The sequence below is a fragment of the Loktanella atrilutea genome (genome assembly GCF_900128995.1).
GTDB classification, from domain to species: Bacteria; Pseudomonadota; Alphaproteobacteria; order Rhodobacterales; family Rhodobacteraceae; genus Loktanella; species Loktanella atrilutea.
This window is the reverse complement of sequence record NZ_FQUE01000001.1, coordinates 85,964-105,468: the sequence shown is the minus strand read 5'-3', so window position 1 is coordinate 105,468 and position 19,505 is coordinate 85,964. Positions and strand designations below refer to the sequence as shown.

At 66.5% G+C, this 19,505-nt stretch carries 18 protein-coding genes; 9 read left to right on the top strand and 9 right to left on the bottom strand.

Going from position 1 to position 19,505, the window contains the following annotated elements:
* Positions 1 to 6: 6 nt before the first annotated feature.
* The 4 genes from BUA54_RS00530 to BUA54_RS00515 are packed head-to-tail and all read right to left on the bottom strand — an operon-like array spanning position 7 to position 3,492.
* Positions 7 to 927, bottom strand: a complete 921-nt coding sequence (locus tag BUA54_RS00530; protein ID WP_072855265.1) for an ABC transporter permease — start codon at positions 925 to 927, stop codon at positions 7 to 9.
* Positions 927 to 1,814 carry an ABC transporter permease gene (locus BUA54_RS00525; protein ID WP_072855264.1) on the bottom strand — a complete coding sequence of 296 codons (888 nt, stop codon included), beginning with the start codon at positions 1,812 to 1,814 and terminating at the stop codon, positions 927 to 929. The genes BUA54_RS00530 and BUA54_RS00525 overlap by 1 nt, the downstream gene beginning before the upstream one ends.
* On the bottom strand, positions 1,811 to 2,413 hold the full coding sequence (locus tag BUA54_RS00520; protein ID WP_072855263.1) for an ANTAR domain-containing response regulator: 603 nt from the start codon (positions 2,411 to 2,413) through the stop codon (positions 1,811 to 1,813). Before BUA54_RS00520 ends, BUA54_RS00525 begins: the two co-directional genes overlap by 4 nt.
* Complete coding sequence (locus BUA54_RS00515; RefSeq protein ID WP_072855262.1) at positions 2,410 to 3,492, bottom strand: transporter substrate-binding protein; 1,083 nt, start codon at positions 3,490 to 3,492, stop codon at positions 2,410 to 2,412. Before BUA54_RS00515 ends, BUA54_RS00520 begins: the two co-directional genes overlap by 4 nt.
* 416 nt (positions 3,493 to 3,908) lie before the next feature.
* On the opposite strand from BUA54_RS00515, the gene BUA54_RS21700 reads away from it, so the two are divergent.
* From BUA54_RS21700 to BUA54_RS00480, 7 genes are read left to right on the top strand one after another with little or no spacing between them, the layout of a single operon-like run.
* Entirely contained in the window at positions 3,909 to 4,619 is a 711-nt protein-coding gene (locus tag BUA54_RS21700) for a FadR/GntR family transcriptional regulator (RefSeq protein WP_072855261.1), read from the top strand.
* Entirely contained in the window at positions 4,609 to 5,598 is a 990-nt protein-coding gene (locus BUA54_RS00505; protein WP_072855260.1) for an ABC transporter ATP-binding protein, read from the top strand. The genes BUA54_RS21700 and BUA54_RS00505 overlap by 11 nt, the downstream gene beginning before the upstream one ends.
* The gene (locus tag BUA54_RS00500; protein ID WP_072855259.1) at positions 5,595 to 6,680 is read left to right on the top strand and encodes an ABC transporter ATP-binding protein; all 1,086 of its coding nucleotides are present in this window, start codon (positions 5,595 to 5,597) and stop codon (positions 6,678 to 6,680) included. Before BUA54_RS00505 ends, BUA54_RS00500 begins: the two co-directional genes overlap by 4 nt.
* Positions 6,681 to 6,702: 22 nt before the next feature.
* Positions 6,703 to 8,211, top strand: a complete 1,509-nt coding sequence (locus BUA54_RS00495) for an ABC transporter substrate-binding protein (RefSeq protein WP_072855258.1) — start codon at positions 6,703 to 6,705, stop codon at positions 8,209 to 8,211.
* 60 nt (positions 8,212 to 8,271) lie between these two features.
* On the top strand, positions 8,272 to 9,216 hold the full coding sequence (locus BUA54_RS00490) for an ABC transporter permease (RefSeq protein WP_072855257.1): 945 nt from the start codon (positions 8,272 to 8,274) through the stop codon (positions 9,214 to 9,216).
* Complete coding sequence (locus tag BUA54_RS00485) at positions 9,213 to 10,109, top strand: ABC transporter permease (protein WP_072855256.1); 897 nt, start codon at positions 9,213 to 9,215, stop codon at positions 10,107 to 10,109. The genes BUA54_RS00490 and BUA54_RS00485 overlap by 4 nt, the downstream gene beginning before the upstream one ends.
* A 14-nt stretch (positions 10,110 to 10,123) precedes the next feature.
* Entirely contained in the window at positions 10,124 to 11,911 is a 1,788-nt protein-coding gene (locus BUA54_RS00480) for a gamma-glutamyltransferase family protein (protein WP_072855255.1), read from the top strand.
* Between the two features lie 271 nt (positions 11,912 to 12,182).
* On the opposite strand, the gene BUA54_RS00475 is transcribed toward BUA54_RS00480, so the two are convergent.
* Positions 12,183 to 12,890: an anti-sigma factor gene (locus BUA54_RS00475; protein WP_072855254.1), complete on the bottom strand. Its 708-nt coding sequence runs from the start codon at positions 12,888 to 12,890 to the stop codon at positions 12,183 to 12,185.
* The gene (locus tag BUA54_RS00470) at positions 12,887 to 13,516 is read right to left on the bottom strand and encodes a sigma-70 family RNA polymerase sigma factor (RefSeq protein ID WP_084114098.1); all 630 of its coding nucleotides are present in this window, start codon (positions 13,514 to 13,516) and stop codon (positions 12,887 to 12,889) included. Before BUA54_RS00470 ends, BUA54_RS00475 begins: the two co-directional genes overlap by 4 nt.
* A 176-nt stretch (positions 13,517 to 13,692) precedes the next feature.
* On the opposite strand from BUA54_RS00470, the gene BUA54_RS00465 reads away from it, so the two are divergent.
* Positions 13,693 to 14,475, top strand: a complete 783-nt coding sequence (locus BUA54_RS00465; protein ID WP_072855253.1) for a DUF4394 domain-containing protein — start codon at positions 13,693 to 13,695, stop codon at positions 14,473 to 14,475.
* Positions 14,476 to 14,588: 113 nt separating this feature from the next.
* Here BUA54_RS00465 and BUA54_RS00460 read toward each other — a convergent pair whose 3' ends face one another.
* The gene (locus BUA54_RS00460) at positions 14,589 to 16,133 is read right to left on the bottom strand and encodes a DHA2 family efflux MFS transporter permease subunit (protein ID WP_072855252.1); all 1,545 of its coding nucleotides are present in this window, start codon (positions 16,131 to 16,133) and stop codon (positions 14,589 to 14,591) included.
* Between the two features lies 1 nt (position 16,134).
* On the bottom strand, positions 16,135 to 17,280 hold the full coding sequence (locus BUA54_RS00455; RefSeq protein WP_072855251.1) for an HlyD family secretion protein: 1,146 nt from the start codon (positions 17,278 to 17,280) through the stop codon (positions 16,135 to 16,137).
* 58 nt (positions 17,281 to 17,338) lie between these two features.
* Between BUA54_RS00455 and BUA54_RS00450 the strand changes: the two genes are divergently transcribed.
* Entirely contained in the window at positions 17,339 to 18,028 is a 690-nt protein-coding gene (locus tag BUA54_RS00450; protein ID WP_072855250.1) for a TetR/AcrR family transcriptional regulator, read from the top strand.
* A 3-nt stretch (positions 18,029 to 18,031) separates the two neighbouring features.
* On the opposite strand, the gene BUA54_RS00445 is transcribed toward BUA54_RS00450, so the two are convergent.
* Complete coding sequence (locus tag BUA54_RS00445; RefSeq protein WP_072855249.1) at positions 18,032 to 19,348, bottom strand: MFS transporter; 1,317 nt, start codon at positions 19,346 to 19,348, stop codon at positions 18,032 to 18,034.
* Positions 19,349 to 19,505 lie beyond the last annotated feature (157 nt).

The following is a 19,505-nucleotide window of genomic DNA, read 5'->3' as shown; positions in this document are numbered from 1 at the left end:
GTTGGGTTAGCGGATGCGGATGCGGGGGTCGATCAGGGGCGCGATCAGGTCGGCCAGCAGGTTGCCGGTCACGATTGCGCAGGCGCTGACGAGCGTGACGCCCATGATGATCGGAATGTCGACGCGCTGGATCGCCTGCCAGGCCAGTTGCCCGATGCCGGGCCAGCCGAAAACGCCTTCCACCACGACGATGCCGCCCATGAAGATGCCGATGTCGATGCCGATCATGGCGATCACCGGCAGGATGGCATTGGGCAGCGCGTGGCGGAGGATCACGCGGGCGCGGCTCAGGCCCTTGGCGCGGGCGGTGCGGATGAAGTCGGCGCGCAGCACCTCGACCATGCTCGACCGCATCATCCGGGCATACCAGCCGGACCCGAGGATACCGAGCGTCAGCGCGGGCAGCACGAGGTGCGCGGGCGTACCGTAGCCGCCGATAGGAAACCAGCCGAGCTTCACCGCGAAGACGTAGAGCAGCAGCAGCGCCACGACGAACTGCGGCGCGCTGACGGTGACGAAGCTTGTCATCATCAGCCCGTTGTCGACCGCCCTGCCGCGCCAGAGCGCCGCAATGACACCCATGGTCAGGCCGATCACCAGCTCCGCCCCGATCCCTGCCACCATCAGCAGCAGCGATGCAGGCAGCCGCGCCATGATCAACGTCGCCACGTCCGTCTTCTGCAGATAGCTGCGGCCCATGTCGCCCTGCACCAGACCGGCGAGGTAGCGCCCGTATTGCACGATGAACGGCTGGTCGAGGCCGAGTTGCGTGCGGATGTTCTCGACCGTCTGCGGCGTGGCGGACCGCCCTGCGATCTGGCGCACAGGGTCGGCGGGCAGGACGTAGAGCAGGAAGAAGGTGATGAAGCTGACGCCGAGCAGGATCAGGATGCTTTGGATCAGGCGGCGGATCAGGTAGGCGACCATCAGTCGGACCCTCTCAACGTGGGGTCCAATACGTCTCGCAGGGCGTCGCCCACGAGGTTGAAGGCCAATGCCAACACGACGATCGCTGCCCCCGGAAAAAACACGAGCCACGGGGCGGACTGGAAATAGGTCTGGTTCTCGAAGATGATGTTGCCCCAGCTGGGCGTCGGCGGCTGCACGCCTACTCCGAGGTAGGAGAGCGTCGCCTCCAGCAGCACGGTCGTCGAGATCCCCAGCGTGCCCCAGACGATGATCAACGGCACAAGGTGCGGCAGGATGTGACGGAACAGGATGCGCGGCGTGCTGGCCCCCAGCGTGCGCTGCGCCGCGATGTAATCGCGCGCGGCCAGTGCCGAGGTCTCGGTATAGATCACCCGCGCGGTCTGGACCCAGTTCACCATGGCGATCACGAAGGCGACGATCCACAGGCTTGGCTGGAAGACGGCGGCAAGGCAGATCGCCAGCAAGAGCGCCGGAAACGCCATCATCAGGTCGGTGAAGCGCATCAGCACCGCGCCGATCCAGCCCTGAAAGAACCCGGCCGTCAATCCGATCACCGTGCCGATCAGCAACGCGATCCCGTTAGCCACCACCCCAATGATCAGCGAGGTGCGCGCGCCGTAGAGCAGACGGCTGAGCAGGTCGCGCCCTAGCAGGTCGGTGCCCAGGACATAGGCTCCGCCGGGCGGCAGGGGCTCTCCGAACATCGTCAGGCCGTCGAAGTTCTGCGCGAAGGGATCGAAGGGCGCGATCACGGGGGCCAGCACAGCGGCCCCGACGATCAGCAAGACCAATGCCATGCCGAACAGCGCCAGCGGGCGATGGCGCAGGCGCGACCAGACACCGTCGGGGCGGCGCGACGTGGCGGGGGCCGTGACCTCTGTCATGCGGTGCCTTTTCGCGCTCGGCGATCGACGGCAGGTGTGGCCACCACCCGGGCGGCGGCCTCTTCCAGCGTGATCCGGCCGTCCATCGCCATGCGCCGCAGGGCATCATAGGCGGCATCTTCCGATCCTGCCCCGCGCGTCAGCTGGACGATGGCACGCACCACGGTCTGCCGCGCGCCGAGGCGTCCGCGCATGTCATCGACCGCCGCCGTCAGCGTCTGGCGCATGGCGAAACCGTGCCTTGCGATCAGCAGCGCACTGTAGACGCCGCCGTCGCCCACGGGCTTCAGGATCTGCGCCTGCGCCCCGGCTGAAAGCGCCCATTCGATGCGACCCGGCGCCTCTGACCCGATCAGGGCGATCAGCGGCAGCGGCGCCGCACCCGGCTGCCAGGGAAACTGTGCGTCGAACCCCATGTCGGCGTCGAAGAACAGGAAGTCCGCCGACGCGGCGTCGGCAGGCAGGTCTGGCCATGCCGACTCTACCGACAAGCCAATGGCCTGCAGTTGCCGGGTTACGGATGCGACGACGGCATGAGGACGATGCAGGACGATCGCCCGCGCACCACCCAGATCGCCGCCTTCCACCCCCCGGCTCACCAGACGACCTTCAGCGCCGGCGGGCGGCCGGGGGATGCGGCCATCATCCAGTCCGCCGACAGGTAGGGATCGCCGCGCCGCGCGCCGCAGTCGCGGATGACCTGAAAGCCGCCGCCATGCGCCCGTGCAATCAGCGCGGATTGCGGCATGTGGTGTGTCTGCGGGTCGATCCCGCTGGCGTGACCGGCCGGCGTTTGCAGCAGGGCAGCGATGTCCGCGTCTTCCCGCCCCGGGGCATCCAGAAGGTCCGCCAAGGTGCGGATCGCCAGATCCGCAGCGGCGGCGAGGCTGTTAGGGAAGGACTGCAGACCTGTGTGAAAATAGGGGCCGGCCGCCACGAGCCCTTCGGCGGCGGCGCCGAAGTCGGGCAGTTCGCATTCCGTCAGGTTGCAGGACAGCACCGGGCAGAGGTCCGGCGCGAACCGGGGGTCGGTGGCGCCAAGCGCGGCGTAGGCCGTCAGAAAGGCCCGGGACGATGGGCCGATCAGGGAATTGAGAATGAAATCCGGCGTGGTCTGACGAATCTCCGCGATCATCTGCGCCACGTCTGTCGACCCCGGCGACAGATACCGCTCTCCCGTGACCTCGCCGCCCGCAGTCAGTATCGTCTGACGGGCAAGGCGGTTCATCTCCCACCCCCAGATGTAGTTGGAGCCCGTCAGATATCCGCGCCGCCCGTGCGTGGCGAAGGCCCAGTCCAGAAGCGGCAGCAGGTGCTGATTCGGGCAGGCGTGCAGATAGATGACCCGGTCCGACGCCTCGAACCCCTCGTAGGGGACCGTGTACCAGAGGGTGCCGCCGTGACGGTCCAGCGTCGGGATCACCTCCTTGCGGCTGGAGGATGTGACGCAGCCGACGATGTGCCTGACCCCGCCCTGCAGAAGTTCGGTGCACAGCGGCGCGTAGCGGTCGAGGTTGCCGTCCGGATCACGCTCTACCACCGACAGGGCGATGCGGCGGGCGGGGTCGGCGTTCACGCGGGCGACGGCCTCGAGCACGCCGTTGCGACAAGCGGTCCCGATCGTGCCATAGGCGCCGCCGGTCGAGAACAGAAGTCCGATGGGCACGGTGCGTTTCAAGATCGGTCCTTCACAAAAAAGCCCCGCCCGAAGGCATCAGGATGTGATGTTCGGATCGGGGCGCGCATGCCGGATTGGCGTTCAGCCAGATGTCGTTGCAGCCTGTCGCGGCGCACTCTGTCCGTCAAGATGGCAAGGGTAACCGCATTACGTAACGCCGGTTACGACGGGAAATCACACTTATCTTGGCGGGTAGCGGGCTCTGCCATGCACGCATGTCGCGTGTTTTGTACGGATAACTTCATATAGGGGACACATCTTTCGCCGCCAAAATGATCTTATGCACAAATATTATGCTATATTCGGTGCATGGATGGCAAATTTCATCATTTCGTCACGTCTGACCCGGTTCCGGTTGACTTTAAGGCATCGCAACCATTGTCTGATTGGGCGAAACCAATAAAAAGATTGGGCTGATGACCACGACCGGCCACCCCCTCGACAACACATCGCTCGCCCTGACGCGGATCCGTCGCATGATCGACAGCGGCGCCGTGCCGAACGAAGGACGTCTGCCGACCGAGCGGGAATTGTCGCAGCAACTGGACGTGGGGCGCCACACCGTCCGCCGCGCGCTGGAAGTGCTGGAGGCCGAAGGGCTGGTCTGGCGCCAGCAAGGCAAGGGCACCTTCGTCGGGCAGCCGCCGCAGATCATCACCGGCCTCGCGGCCGAGATCGCGGGCGACGTCGACGCGCTGGCGGTGATGGATGCGCGGCTGGGCATCGAACCGCAATTGGCCGCCCTCTGCGCCCGCCGGGCCACCGCAGAGGACGTGGACCGGCTGCGGATGCTTGCGGACCGCGTCAGCCACGCGCAGGATCGCGACTCGACCGAGTTGTGGGACGGGGCGCTGCACCGCCTGATCGCCCGGATCGCCGACAACCGGCTGCTTTCGGTCGCCTTCGGCTTGGTCGACGAGGTGCGCGGGTCCGCCGACTGGCAGCAAAAGCGCGATCTCGCCCGGTCGCCGGCGCTGCTGAAGCTCTACGATTCCCAGCACATGGCGATCATCGACGCGATCGATGCGCGTGATCCCGATGCTGCGCAGGCAGCGATGACGGATCATCTGGTGCATCTGACCCGCAATTTGCGGGACTCCCTGAAGGATCATGCCCATGACCACTGAACCCCTGCTGCAGGTCACGGGCCTTGGCATCCGCATCGACGGCACCGAGCGCGATCTGGTCAGCGACCTGACGTTTACTTTGAACAAGGGAGAAACCCTGTGCATCGTCGGCGAAAGCGGCTGCGGCAAGAGCCTGACGGCATTGGCGCTGATGGGCCTGCTGGCGACACCCCCCCTGCGGGTGACCGGCGGCACCGCCGACTTTCGGGGCCGCGACCTGCTGACCCTGCCTGCGGCAGAGATGCGCCGCCTGCGCGGCGACCGGATCGGGATGATCTTTCAGGAACCGATGACCAGCCTGAACCCGGCGCTGAAGGTCGGCGACCAGATAGCCGAGGCGGTCCGCCGCCACACCGGCAAGTCAGAGGCCGAGGCCCGTGCCCATGCGCTGGAAATGCTGCGCCGGGTCCGCATCCCCGCGCCCGAGACGCGGCTGGACGTCTACCCCCACAACCTGTCCGGCGGCATGCGCCAGCGGGTGATGATCGCCATGGCGCTGGCCAATGCGCCGGATCTCGTGCTGGCGGACGAGCCGACGACGGCGCTGGACGTCACCATACAGGCGCAGGTCCTGGAACTGATGCGCGGGTTGCAGCGCGACACCGGTACCGCAATGATCCTGATCACCCACGATCTTGGCATGGTCGCGGAAATGGCCGACATGGTCGCCGTCATGTATGCGGGTCAGATGGTCGAGACCGGCTCTGCCGCTGCCATCTTCGACGACCCGCAGCACCCCTATACCATCGGCCTCATGTCCTCGATGCCCGGCCTCGATGGTGACGGCGACCGGCTGGTCACGATCCCCGGCGTCGTCCCGCCGGCCCGAGAGATGCCCGGTGGCTGCCGCTTTGCCGCGCGCTGCCCCTTTGCCGATGCGCAATGCGCCAAGGTGCCGCCGACCCTTCCGGTGGCGGGCGACGTCAGTCACCGCGTCGCCTGCTGGAAAGCTCCCCTTGATGCGCAGGTGGCGGCATGAATACCGAGATCATCCTCGAGACGCAGGCGCTGCAGAAGCGGTTCACCGGGCGCAAGCCGTTCTTCGGCGAGGCCAAGGTCGTGCGCGCCGTGGACGGCATCAACCTCAAGATCCGCCGCGGCGAGACGCTGGCGATCGTGGGGGAATCCGGCTGCGGCAAGTCCACGCTCGCCCGCCTGCTGGTGCGGCTGATGTCGCCCAGCGACGGCACCGTCGTCTATCAGGGGCGCAACATCGCCAATGTTCCCGCAGAGGACATGCGGCACCTCCGCCGCGACCTGCAGTTCATTTTTCAGGACCCGTTTTCGTCGCTGAACCCGCGCATGACCATCGGCGCGCTGATCGAGGAACCGCTGCTGGTCCACAACATCGGCGACAGGCAGGACCGCCGCGCCAAGGTGGCTGCCATGCTCGCCCGCGTCGGCCTGCCCGCCTCAGTCATCGACCGCTATCCACACGAATTCTCGGGCGGGCAGCGCCAGCGCATCGGCATCGCGCGTGCCCTGATCACCGAACCCAAGGTGGTGATCGGTGACGAGCCGGTGTCGGCGCTGGACGTGTCGATCCAGGCGCAGGTCATCAACATCCTGCAGGACCTGAAGGAGGCGCTTGGCCTGACGCTGGTCATCATCGCCCACGATCTGGCCGTCGTGCGCCACATGGCCGACCGCGTCGCAGTGATGTATCTGGGCGAGATCGTTGAACAGGGCCCGGTGGCCGATCTGTTTGCAAACCCGAAGCACCCCTATACCGCCGCACTGATCGCCGCGATCCCCGTGGCGCAGGTCGGCGCGCGCAGCGCCGCGGCGCAGTTGCAGGGCGATCCGCCCAATCCGATCGACCTGCCGACCGGCTGTCGCTTTCACCCCCGCTGCCCGCACGCGACCGAGGTCTGTACGACCACGCGCCCCGCCCTCGCCGCCACCGGTCCCGACCGGTGGGCCGCGTGCCACCACGCTGCGACCCTGTCGCTGCAAGGCCATGCCGCCACCGGCCAGACCCGGTCTGCCGCCGCGCAGGCACGCTTCGACCTCTACCGCGACCGCAGCGCAGACGCGGCGCGCACCACCACGCCCACTTGATCCAACAGTCAGGAGAACGACCATGAAGAAACCAGCCGTATTGACCCTGTCAGCCATGCTGATGCTGACCGCAGCCCCCCTCTTCGCCGCCGATCTGAAGATCGGTCTGGCAGAAGATCCCGACATCCTCGACCCCGACCAGTCGCGCACCTTCGTGGGGCGCATCGTCTATGCCTCGCTTTGCGACAAGCTGGTGGACATCACCCCGGACCTTGAAATCATCCCGATGCTGGCGACCGAATGGTCGTGGTCCGACGACAACCTGACCCTGACCATGAAGCTGCGCGACGACGTCACCTTTCAGGACGGCACCAAGTTCGACGCAGAGGCGGTGGCCTACAACATCAACCGCTCCCAGACGCTGGAGGAAAGCCGCCGCAAGTCCGAGGTCGCCTCGATCACCGGAACCAATGTCGTCGACCCCACCACGATCGAGATCACCGTCGCCCAGCCCGACGCAACCCTGATCGCACAGCTGGCCGACCGCGCCGGCATGATGGTCTCGCCCACCGCGGCAGAGGCAGCGGGTGCCGATTTCGGCAACGCGCCGGTCTGCGCCGGCCCCTACAGCTTTACCGAGCGGGTGCAACAGGACCGCATCGTGCTGACGAAGTTCGCGGACTACTACGACGCGGACAAGTACAGCTTCGACACCGTGACCTTTCTGCCGATCGTCGACACCACCGTGCGTCTGGCGAACCTGCGCGCCGGCGATGTGGACATGATCGAACGGCTGGCGGCAACGGACGTGGCCTCGGTCAAGGCCGACGACGGGCTGACGATGGAGCAGGCCACCTCCCTTGGCTATCAGGGCCTGACGGTCAACGTCGGCAACGGCGACAAGTCGCAGAACCCCTTCGGTCAGGACAAGCTGGTGCGGCAAGCCCTGTCGCTGTCCATCGACCGCGAGGCGATCAATCAGGTCGTGTTCGAAGGCGCCTTCGCCGCCGGCAACCAGCCGTGGCCGCCGACCTCGCCCTGGTACAACCAGGACATTCCGATCCCCGCCCGCGACGTCGAAGCCGCGAAAGCCAAGCTGGCCGAGGCCGGTGTCGAGAACCCGACGGTCGAGATCCAGGTCAGCACCGACCCGGTGAACCAGCAGGTGACGCAGGTCATTCAGGCCATGGCGTCGGAGGCCGGGATCACCGTTAACGTGGTCGCCAAGGAGTTCGCCACCCAGTTGTCCCAGCAGACCGCCGGCGACTACGAGATCAGCCAGATCGGCTGGTCGGGCCGCGTCGATCCCGATGGCAACATCCACCAGTTCGTCACGACGGACGGCGGGCTGAACGATGCAAAATACTCCAACCCCGAGGTCGACCGCCTGCTGAACGAGGCGCGCGCCACCAACGACACCGCCGCGCGCAAGGCGCTTTACGATCAGGCGACGGCGATCCTCGATGACGAGCTACCGCTGATCTACGTCTACCACCAGAACTGGATCTGGGCGATGGACAAGGGCGTCACGGGCTTTACCGCCTACCCCGACGGCATGATCCGTCTGGCCGGCGTGTCCAAGGCCGAATGACCTGACCACGGCCCGGCGGCACGCGTCGCCGGGCCACCCTGATCCCCGCAAGGACATCCCATGCTCCGCTTCATCGGCCACCGCCTTCTGATCGCGATCCCGACGATCCTGCTGATCTCGGTCTTCGTGTTCCTGCTGCAAAAGCTGCTGCCGGGCGATCCGGTGCTGGCCCTGGCCGGTGAGGACCGCAACCCCGAGATGCTGGAATTCCTGCGGGCAAAATACCACCTGAACGATCCGATCTACGTCCAGTACTTCAACTGGGTCTGGAACGCGCTGCAGGGCGATCTCGGCATCTCCTTGCGAACCAATCAGAACGTCACGACACTGATCGCGCAGAAGCTGCCCGTGACCATCCAGCTGGCATTGATGGCGCTGTTCTTCGCCGTCGTGATCGGCATCCCGGCGGGCATCCTGTCGGCCTACACGAAGGGGACCTGGATCGACTGGGTTGCCAATGTCGTCGCCCTGTCGGGGTTGTCGATCCCGAACTTCTGGCTGGGGATCATGATGATCCTGCTCGTGTCGGTGAACCTCGGCTGGCTTCCCGCCTCCGGCTACCAGCCATTCTCGGACGATCCACTGCGGTCGATCCAGACCATGCTGATGCCCGCCTTCGTGCTCGGTACGGGGCTGGCCGCCACGCTGATGCGGCACACGCGGTCGGCCATGCTGGGTGTGCTGCAGTCCGACTACGTCCGCACCGCCCGCGCCAAGGGTCTGGGCGAACGTGCCGTGGTCGTCAAGCACGCCCTGCGCAACGCGCTGGTGCCCGTCGTGACCGTCGTCACGCTGTTGTTCGGCGAGTTGCTTGCGGGTGCCGTGCTGACCGAACAGATCTTCACCATCCCCGGTTTCGGCAAGCTGGTCGTGGATGCGGTGTTCAACCGCGATTACGCCGTGGTGCAGGGCATCGTGCTGTGCACGGCCATTGCCTTTATCCTGATGAACATCCTCTCCGACGCGCTCTACCGCGTCCTGAACCCGAAGATGATCGAATCATGAGCAACCCCGTCACCCTCGACACCGCCCCGTCCCGGCAGGAGGTCTCGGAAGTCCTGCCGCCGAAGCAGAGCCGTGTCTGGCGCAAGCTGAGGAAGAACCCGGCCGCCTTGCTGGGCGGCGGCATCGTGGCCTTCTTTTGCATCGTTGCGATCCTCGCCCCCGTCCTGCCGATCCCCGGCCCCGCCGCCACGGATTTCGGCGCGGTGCGCAAGGCGCCCTCTGCCGTGCACTGGTTCGGCACCGACGAGCTGGGCCGCGACATGCTGTCACGCATGATCTGGGGCGCGCAGGCGTCGTTGATGGCGGGCGTCGTGTCCGTCACCATCGCGCTGGTGATCGGCGTACCGCTGGGAGTCGCCGCCGGCTACGCGCGCGGCTGGACCGACGCCGCGATCTCCCGCGTGACCGAGGCTCTGCTGGCCGCCCCCTTCCTGATCCTCGCCATCGCCATGGCCGCCTTCCTTGGCCCATCGCTGACAAACGCGATGATCGCGATCGGCATCTCGGCGGTGCCGATCTTCATTCGACTGGCCCGGGCCCAGACCATGCAGGTGCTGACAGAGGACTACGTCGAGGGCGCCACCGCCATCGGCCTCACGCACCGCGACATCATCGCGCGCTACATCCTGCCCAACATCGTGCCGCCGCTGCTGGTGCAGGCGACGCTGACCATCGCCACGGCGATCATCGCCGAGGCGTCGCTGTCCTTCCTCGGCCTTGGCCAGCAGCCGCCGGCCCCCAGCTGGGGGTCGATGCTGAACACTGCCAAGCAGTTCCTCGAACAGGCGCCCTGGCTGGCGCTCTACCCCGGCATCGCGATCTTCCTCGTCGTGCTCGGCTTCAATCTTCTGGGCGACGGTCTGCGCGACGCCCTCGATCCCCGCGACAACTGAACAGGACGATATCCATGCAATTCACCACCCGGCCCGAAATCCTGGGCACCTTCGGCGTCGCGACCTCGACTCACTGGATCGCCTCTGCCGTCGGCATGAGCATCCTCGAAAAAGGCGGCACCGCCTTCGACGCCGCCGCCGCGATGAACTTCGTGCTGAACGTGGTGGAGCCGCACCTCTGCGGCCCGCTGGGCGACATGCCCGCGCTGATCCAGGTCGCGGGAGAGGACACGCCCCGCGTCGTCTGCGGCCAGGGCACCGCGCCGGCGGGGGCGACGATCCAGCACTACAAAAACGAAGGGCTGGACCTGATTCCCGGATCGGGGCTGCTGGCGACGGTCATTCCGGGCGTGTTCGACGCCTGGATGCTGATGCTGCGCGACCACGGCAAGCTGCCGCTGCGCGATATCCTGGAACCGGCGATCCACTATGCCCGCCATGGCCACCCGGTGCTGTCCCGCGTGTCGGCGACGATTGCAGGGCTTGGCGACTTCTTCCGCGACGAATGGCCCACGTCCTATGACACGTGGATGCCGGGGGGGCAGGCCCCGGCCCCGGAAAGCCTGTTCCGCAACCCCGCCCTCGCCGACACCTGGGACCGCATCCTGACCGAGGCCGAGGCGGCCAGTGGCCATGACGCCCAGATCGAGGCGGCGCGGGCCGCGTTCTCGAAGGGTTTCGTCGCAGAGGCGATCGACGACTGGATGCGCGAGGCCTGCGTCATGGATGCCGCCGGCGGTCGTCGCAAGGGCGTACTGACCGGCGATGACATGGCGGGTTGGGAAGCCACCTACGAGGCACCGCTGTCCATCGACTACAACGGCTGGACCGTATGGAAGGCCGGCATGTGGGCGCAGTCGCCGACCATGCTGCAATCCCTGCGTATCCTCGAAGGCTCCGGCATCGCGGACATGGACCCGAACGGCGCGGATTTCGTGCATTGGGTGACGGAGGCGATGAAGCTGTCCTTTGCCGACCGCGAGGCCTACTACGGCGACCCGGACCATACGAACATCCCGACCGACACCCTGCTGTCGAAGGACTACGCCGCGATCCGCCGCGCGATGATCGGCGCGGAGGCCTCGCTCGACCAGCGCCCGGGAGAGATCGTGGGTCACGATCTGTGGGTGCGCGAGGCGCTGAAGCGCGCGAGCGCCGAGGTGGCGGACACCGGCGTCGGTGCCGGCGAGCCCACGATGGCGCACTTGAGCGAGAAGCGCGGCGACACGGTGCATATCGACGTGATCGACCGCTGGGGCAACATGGTCTCTGCCACGCCCTCTGGGGGATGGTTGCAATCGTCGCCAGTGGTCCCCGGCCTTGGCATGCCCTTGAACAGTCGCGCACAGATGTTCTGGCTGACCGAGGGTCTGCCCACCTCGCTGGTCCCGGGACGGCGGCCGCGCACGACGCTGTCGCCCTCCATCGCGGGGCGGAATCGTCGCGCCAGCATGGTCTTCGGCACCCCGGGCGGCGACCAGCAGGACCAGTGGCAACTGATGTTCTTCCTGCGCCATGTCCACGGCATGACGAACCTGCAGGCGGCGATCGACGCGCCGCTGTTCCACACGGCCCACTTCCAGGGCTCGTTCTATCCCCGGGCAACCGATCCCGGTCACCTGATGGTGGAACCGTCGTTCGGCGAGGGCGTCATCGCCGACCTGCGCGGGCGCGGGCACAGGGTGCAGGTGGCCGAACCCTGGAGCGTCGGCCGCCTGACCGCCGCCAGCCGCGATGCATCCGGCCTGATGCGGGCGGCGGCGACGCCGCGGCTGATGCAGGCCTACGCCGTCGGGCGCTGACCGACGGGAGGCAGGCCGCGGCGACAGCTGCCTGCCTCCCGAATTTTCTAGAAAATTCGGAGTCTTGGCACCTAGTAGATGCCGCCCGTAATCCCGCCGCCTCAAGTCTGGCGCGGCGCGAACCCATTGCCCATGATACGATGTTTGACTTCGTCAAGCGCTGAAAGACGCGGGCGGCCGGGGGGGACCGTCATCCGCCTGCCACCCGAATTTTCTAGAAAATTCGGAGTCCCGGCGCCCGGTGAATACCCCACGCTATCCCGTCGGCGCTTCAGGCTTGCGGTGCCGCGAACCCCTTGCCGATGATCGGCCCCGTTGGCCGCCCGGTGGGCGAGCCGCCCAGCGGTTCCAGCGTCACTTCGTAAAGCTGCTGCGCACCGGGATCCGGCAGGTCGGCAAAGCGAAGCTGCGCCGGCGCCGTCCGGTCGAGCGTGCCGAGCGATATCGGCCCGAGGTCCTGCGACGGCAGTGTCCAGACCTGCAGCGTCCGGTCGGCGGGCACGGCAACGTCGGCAACGAATCGGACCGTGGCGGTATCGTTGCCGTAGTCGTCTATGACGGCCTGCGGCACACCATCCGCGTCCACAAGCACCGCGACGACGGTGGGCGCAGGCAGGGGCCGCATGCCGGTCAATCCGACCCCCAAGGCCAGACCGGCAACCGCCGCCGCAATCAGGCCCAACGCCCTGCGACCCGGTGCGCCCGATGCATTGGACGGCGTCGCGTCCACCGACGGTACTGCTGTCCCCTGCTGCGCTGGAAGTTGCCCCCGCACCTTCGCCGCGAATCCCTCCGGCAGGGGCATAGGGTCCGCCGACAGGTCGAGCGGCAGCAACTGATCGCGCAGGCGGCCCACCCTGCGGGACAGTTCGGGCTCTCGGGCGATGACGGCCTCCATCAGCGTCGCCTCGGCGGGCGACAGCAAGCCCAGCACGTAGTCGTCGGACAGGGCCATGATCTCGTCGGACAGGCGGGTCATGTCAGGCACTCCTTCAATGCGTGCAGGCCGCGACGGATGAGCGACTTGATCGTGCCGAGCGGCATGTCCTGACGGGCGGCGATCTCGGCGTGGGTGAAGCCCGCGACATGGGCCAGCAGGATGGCGTGGCGGCTGGGCTGATCCAGACCGCGCAGGCACGCGCGGATGCGCCCCGGCCCGGCCAGCAGTTCCCAGCCTTCCTCCGGCACGATCCGCTGGCGCCCTTCCTGCAGTGTCGCCAGATCGCCGGGGTCCAGGATCGACAGGCGCTTGCGGTCGCGCAGGATGTTCAGACAGCGGTTGCGGAGGATGGCGTAGATCCAGCCGCGCGCGGACCCGGACCCTGCATCAAATTGGGCAGCCTTGCGCCAGACCTGCACCATGGCATCCTGCAGGGCCTCTTCCGCAAGGTCGCGGCGGGACAGGATACGGTGAGCCAGACCCAGCAACTGCGGCCCTTCGAGCCCGAGGATCGCATCGACGCCGGACTGATCCCCCGCGGCGCAGGCGGTCACCGCCGCGTTCAGACGGGCGGCGCGGTCTTTGGCACTGTCGTCGGTCAAGGGGTCGTCCTCTCGCGTCTGGATGTGCCGCAGCACCGGGGCAAAGGCGGTGACATCGGTCATCTGTCGCGTGTGTTGATGCATCAATCTTGCCCCTTTCAAAAGCGAAGACACGAGGGCCGCCGCCCCGGATGCAGATAAATTCAATATTTCTGCATCCGATTTCGCATCCCCCGTGTCTTCGGGACATGGACGGCGACGAGCGCCGTGCCTTTGCAGACCTTGAAAAGGATTGACCCATGTTTCGTATCGCAGTCTTCTCGACCACTGCACTGACCCTGTCCCTGTCGGCCGCCCATGCGGCGCCCGCGGTGGGCCTCGTCGGTGACAAGACCCTCGTGATGTTCGACACCGAGACGCTGGCCGTCTCCGGCACGATGGACGTGACCGGCGTCGACAGCCTGCTGGGCTTCGACCTGCGTCCCTCCGACAAGACGCTTGTTGGCGTGACGCCAGACATGGTCGTCGTCAGCATCGACCCGGCAACCGGCGCCGCGACCGAGATGTCCACGATGGACACGGAGCTTCCCGTCACCGACCAGCCCGTCATCGTCGATTTCAACCCGATGGCCGACAAGCTTCGCTTCATGACTGGCACGACGAACCACCGCGTCGACGTTGACACGGGTGCTGTGACGGTTGACGGCAGCCTCGACTGGCAGGCGGGCGACATGCACGTGGGCGAAACTCCGGCCATTGCCGCCGCCGCCTACATCAACAGCTATGGCAAGCCCGACAGTACGGCGATGTTCGACATCGACAGCACCATCGTCGCGGTGATCCAGCAGGTCTCGCCCAACGACGGCACGCTGGGCGCGATCGGCAAGCTGGGGATCGAGGCGCCGGAGGCGAACTATGCCTTCGACATCCAGACCACCGAGGCGATGGAGAACACCGGCTGGCTGGTGAACGGCACGACGCTCTACACCGTCGACCTCGAGACCGGCGCCGCGACCGAGGCCGGCCCGATCGAGGGCGTCGATGGCACGATCCGCGATATGGCGATCCTGCCGGCGATGTAGGCCGCACCACCGGCGCGGCCCCGCCACGGCAGGGCCGCGCCCCCTTCTTCTGGTTAAAAATACCTCGGAGGTCTGGAGGCAGCGCCTCCATCCGGCCCGACGGGCCAGACCGCCTAATGCGCCGCGACCGCCTTGTCCTTCGGCGGTGCGCGCATCAGCAGCGCCGCCAACGCCAGCCCGCCGAAGAGCACGGTGATCAGCACGAAGACGTCGATGAAAGACATCACCGCCGCCTGCCCGCGCAGCCGACCGGCCATCTGGGCCAGCGCGCCGGTCGTGCCGTCCAGTCCGCGCGCCGTCAGATTCCGCGCCATCATGTCAAGCTGGCGCAGCGCCTCGTCGTTGGTCCAGTTGACCGCCTCCGACAGCCGTTCGTAGTGCAGGGTGCGGCGGTCGGTCAGCAGCGTATTGATGACCGCAAGGCCCACCGCACCGCCAAGGTTGCGCATCAGGTTGTACAGGCCCGACGCCCCCTTCATCTTCTCCGGCGGCAGGGTGCCGAGGGCGAGGTTGTTGATCGGCACCATGCACAGCATCAGCGACAGCCCGCGCAGGATCTGCGGCAACATCAGTTCCCGGAAATCCCATTCGGCAGTCAGCCCGGTCAGCATCCATGTCGAGGTGGCAAAGCCGATGAAGCCGATCAGAAGCATGACCCGCAGGTCCAGCCGCGATGCGAGGATCCCCGCCAGCGGTGCGCTGACGAACATCGCGAGCCCCGAGATGAAGACGGTCTCTCCGATCATCAGGCTGTCGTACCCGCGGATCGAGGCGAGGTAGAGCGGATAGAGGTAGGTCAGCCCGTAAAGGCCGATACCCATGGTGAAGCTGAAGACAGACCCCACGGCGAAGTTCGTGTTGCCGAAGGCGGACAGGTCCACGATCGGCTCTTCCCGCGTGAAGGCGCGCCAGAAGGTGACGATGGCCCCCACGACCATGATGACGGCGAGGACGGCCACGGCCTCGTCCTGCAGCCAGTCGTTGGCGGGCCCTTCCTCCAGCACGTATTCCAGCCCGCCGAGGAACCCGGCGAGCGCCGCCAGTCCCCACCAGTCGAAACGATTGAACAGCTTCCAGTTCGGGCGGTCGAAGTCGATCAGGGTCCATGCGCCGATGGCGACGGCGATGCCGGGGATCACGTTGACGAGGAACAGCCAGTGCCACGACAGCGCGTGGCTGAGGTAGCCGCCCACGGTTGGCCCAACGGTCGGCGCCAGCGTCGCGATCAGGCCGATGATCGGCGACACCACGTTGCGCTTGGACGGCGGAAAGATCGTGAAGGCCGCAGCGAAGACCGAGGGGATCATGCCGCCGCCCAGAAATCCCTGCAATCCGCGCCAAAGGATCATCTCGGAAATCGAGCCGGAGGTGGCGCACATGAAGCTGGCGGCGGTGAACCCGGCGGCGGCCGCGGTGAACAGGATGCGCGTGGACATGACCCGGCTCAGGAACCCCGACAGCGGGATCATGATGACCTCTGCGATCAGATAGGCGGTCTGGACCCAGCTGATCTCGTCCGGGCTGGCGCCAAGGCCTGCCTGGATGTCAGGCAGAGAGGCGCTGACAATCTGGATGTCGAGGATCGCCATGAACATGCCGACGACCATGACCATGAAGGCCGCGATCCGGCGTCCCGTCAGTTCCGGTGCGTCGTCCATGTCACTTGGCCGCCATGACCGCGCCGTTGCCGGTACGGCTGTCGATCTCGACCACGGCGGACAGGCCGGCGCGCAGCAGGCCGGTGTCCAGCGCATCCGCCGGGATCGCGATCCGAACCGGGACGCGTTGCACGACCTTGGTGAAGTTTCCGGTCGCATTGTCGGCGGGCAGCAGACTGAAGACCGACCCGGTCGCGGGGGCGAAGGAATCGACGGTTCCTTCGTATTCCACATCCGGCAGCGCGTCGAAGGTGATGTGGACCGTAGCACCCGGATGGATGCCCGGCATCTGCGTTTCCTTGAAGTTCGCCTCGATGTAAAGCTTCTGCGTCGGCACCAGCGCCGCCAGACGGGCGCCGGGGGCGACCAGATCGCCGACCTCCAGCGTCAGGTTGGCCAGCGTGCCGTCGGCGGGCGCGCGCAGCACCGTCAGGTCCAGATTGCGCGCGGCCTGATCGACGGCCAGTTCCAGCTCCCGCGTCGTTCCCTCGGCCTCGGCCCGCTGGGCCTGCAGCACGGCGACCTGCGCCTCTGCCGCCGCGATGGCGGCGTCGGCGTTCGCGATGGAGGCCGTGGCGGTGTCCAGCCCCTCGGTCGCGGTATCCAGCTGTGCCTGAGAGGCGACGTTATCGCGGCTCAGCTTTTCCGTCCGCTCTGCCGTCGTGGTGGCGGTTCGCAGCTGCGCTCCTGCCACGTCGCGCATCGCCCTCGCCTGCGCAACACCGGCTTCGGCCGCATCGATCTGGGCGTCGATCCGCGCCAGCGTGTCGTCTGCCGTCGCAACTCGGCTTTTCGCCACGTCGAGGGCAATGGCATAGTCGCCGTCGTCCAGCCGCACCAGCACGTCCCCGGCCTTCACGGTCTGATTCTCCACCGCCTCGACCGCAGCGACGTAGCCCTGCACCCGGCTGGAGATCAGGGTGATATCCGCGGTGACGTAGGCGTCGTCCGTGTCGACCATGAAGCGGCCCGTCGTCCACCAGCCCTGCCCGACGTAGGCAAGGCCGCCGATGACCGCCAGCGCCACGATCATCAGGACGATCTTCTTGCGGCTGCGACCCGCGGGCTTTTCCGGCGCGGCAAGGGGGGGCGTCGTGGCGGCATCCGGCACGGCGGCGGGTGACAATGTACGGTCGTGGCGTGCCATGGAACGTCCTTTCATGCGAATCGAAACGATCGGTTCGATCGGGAGGTAGGACAAAGTCATGCACAAATCAAGACTTCATCGAACCGATCGGTTCGATTATACCCGTGTCATGGAACAGGATCAGACAGTACAACGGCGCCACGCCGCCGGCACCGACCCGCAAAAACGGGCGGCCATCCTGCGCGGGGCCGCGCAGATCTTCATGGAAAAGGGTTTCGACGGGGCCGGCGTCAGCGACATCTGTCGCGCCGCCGGCGTGTCGAAAAGCACGCTTTACGTCTATTTCGCAAGCAAGGAAGACCTGTTCGAATCGCTTGTCAGTCAGGAGCGCGACAGGCTGTTCATCGGGGTCGAGGACGCGATGGACGGCGACGCCCCCCTGCCCGACCGATTGACGGCGTTTGCGACCGCCCTGGCGCAGGTGCTGTGTTCCGACACGGTGATCCGGGCGCAGCGCATCGTCATCGGCATCGCGGAAAGAATGCCCGACATCGGCATGCGCTTTTACGAGGACGGTGCGCTGCATGCGCAACGCACCCTCGCGCAGCGGCTGGACAAGGAGGTTGCGGCGGGCCGACTTGCGATCCCGGACACAGCCCTCGCCGCCGGCCAGCTGATCGAACTATCCACCGTCGGCCTGTGGCGTCGGCGGCTGTTCGGGCATGCCCAGACGCCCCCGGACCCCGCGGCCATCGCCGAAAGCGCTGCGGCAGCGGTCGCGATGTTCCTTGGCCGCTACGGCACCTGACCGTCAGTCCGCGTATTCGAGGTGCGTGGTCACGCGCAGCGCGATGAAGGTGCAGACAGCGCCCGACAGAAGGTAGGCGCCGCTGCTCCACAATCCGAAGGACGACGACAACAGCAACGCGACGCCCGGGGCAAAGCCCGCGCCGAATAGCCATGCGATATCCGACGTCAGCGACGACCCGGTATAACGATACTTGCGCGAGAAGCGCACGGCCACGGCACCGGAACTTTGCCCGAAAGACAGGCCCAGCAGGGCGAAGCCGGTGAACATGTAGATCACCTCTCCCGCGATCCCGCCGCTCAGCAGGATCGGCGCGAAGAGGGCGAAGACACCGATCGCAACGGCGCAGAGGGTCAGCAGGCGCAGGCGGCCGATCCGGTCGGCGAGGATGCCCGACAGCAGGATCGCGAAGAAGCCGATGACGGCGCCGAGGATCTCGATGATCAGGAATTCGGCCGGGCTATCGGTGGTGTAGAGGAACACCCAAGACAAAGGGAACACCGTGACCATGTGGAACAGCGCGAAGCTTGCCAGCGGTGTGAAGGCGCCCAGCAGCAGGTTGCGTCCCTCGTTGCGGACGGTCTCGCTGACCTTCACGGGGCTCAGTTCCAGATTGGCGAACTGGCGTTCGTATTCCGGCGTCGCGACGATCCGCAGGCGGGCGAACAGCGCCACGACGTTGATCGCGAAGGCGCAGAAGAACGGATAGCGCCAGCCGAATTCGAGGAAGTCATGGGCACTGAGGCGGATGATCAGGAACAGGAACAGCCCACTGGCGACAATCATGCCCAGCGCCGCCCCCAGCTGGGGCACCATGGCGTACCAGCCGCGCCGGTTGGGCGGGGCGTTCATCGCCAGAAGCGAGGCAAGGCCGTCCCATGCGCCGCCCAGCGCCAGCCCCTGACCGATGCGCAGCACGGCCAGCATGGCGATCGCATAACCGCCCGCCTGCTCATAGCTTGGCGTAAATGCCAGTGCCGCGGTCGAAACGCCCAACAGGAACAGGGCCGAGGTCAACTTGACGCTGCGCCCGAAGTTCTTGTCGATGCGGGTAAAGATGACGGTGCCGAAGGGCCGCGCGATGAAGGCCAGCGCGAAGATCGCGAAGGAGTAGACCGTGCCGTGCAACGGATCGGTGAAAGAGAAGATCAGTGCAGGGAACACCAGCACCGACGCAATGGCGAACACGAAGAAGTCGAAAAATTCCGACGTGCGGCCGATAATCACCCCGATCGAGATTTCGCCCGGTTCCAGCGGCACGTCGGCGTGATGCAGGGCGCGCGCATCGCGTTCCGCGACGGTGGATGTGCTGCTGGTCATCGGCGTGATGCTCCGTTCGGTCAGTCTTGCGGTCTAACTGCGCCATTTGCCGGCGGCCGGGGATTGGACAAATTGTCCAATGTTGCAGGTGCGGCATGACCGGTAGTGCCAAGGATACACCGCGAAGGCAAACTGTGCTAGCCTGAGGCCGCACGGA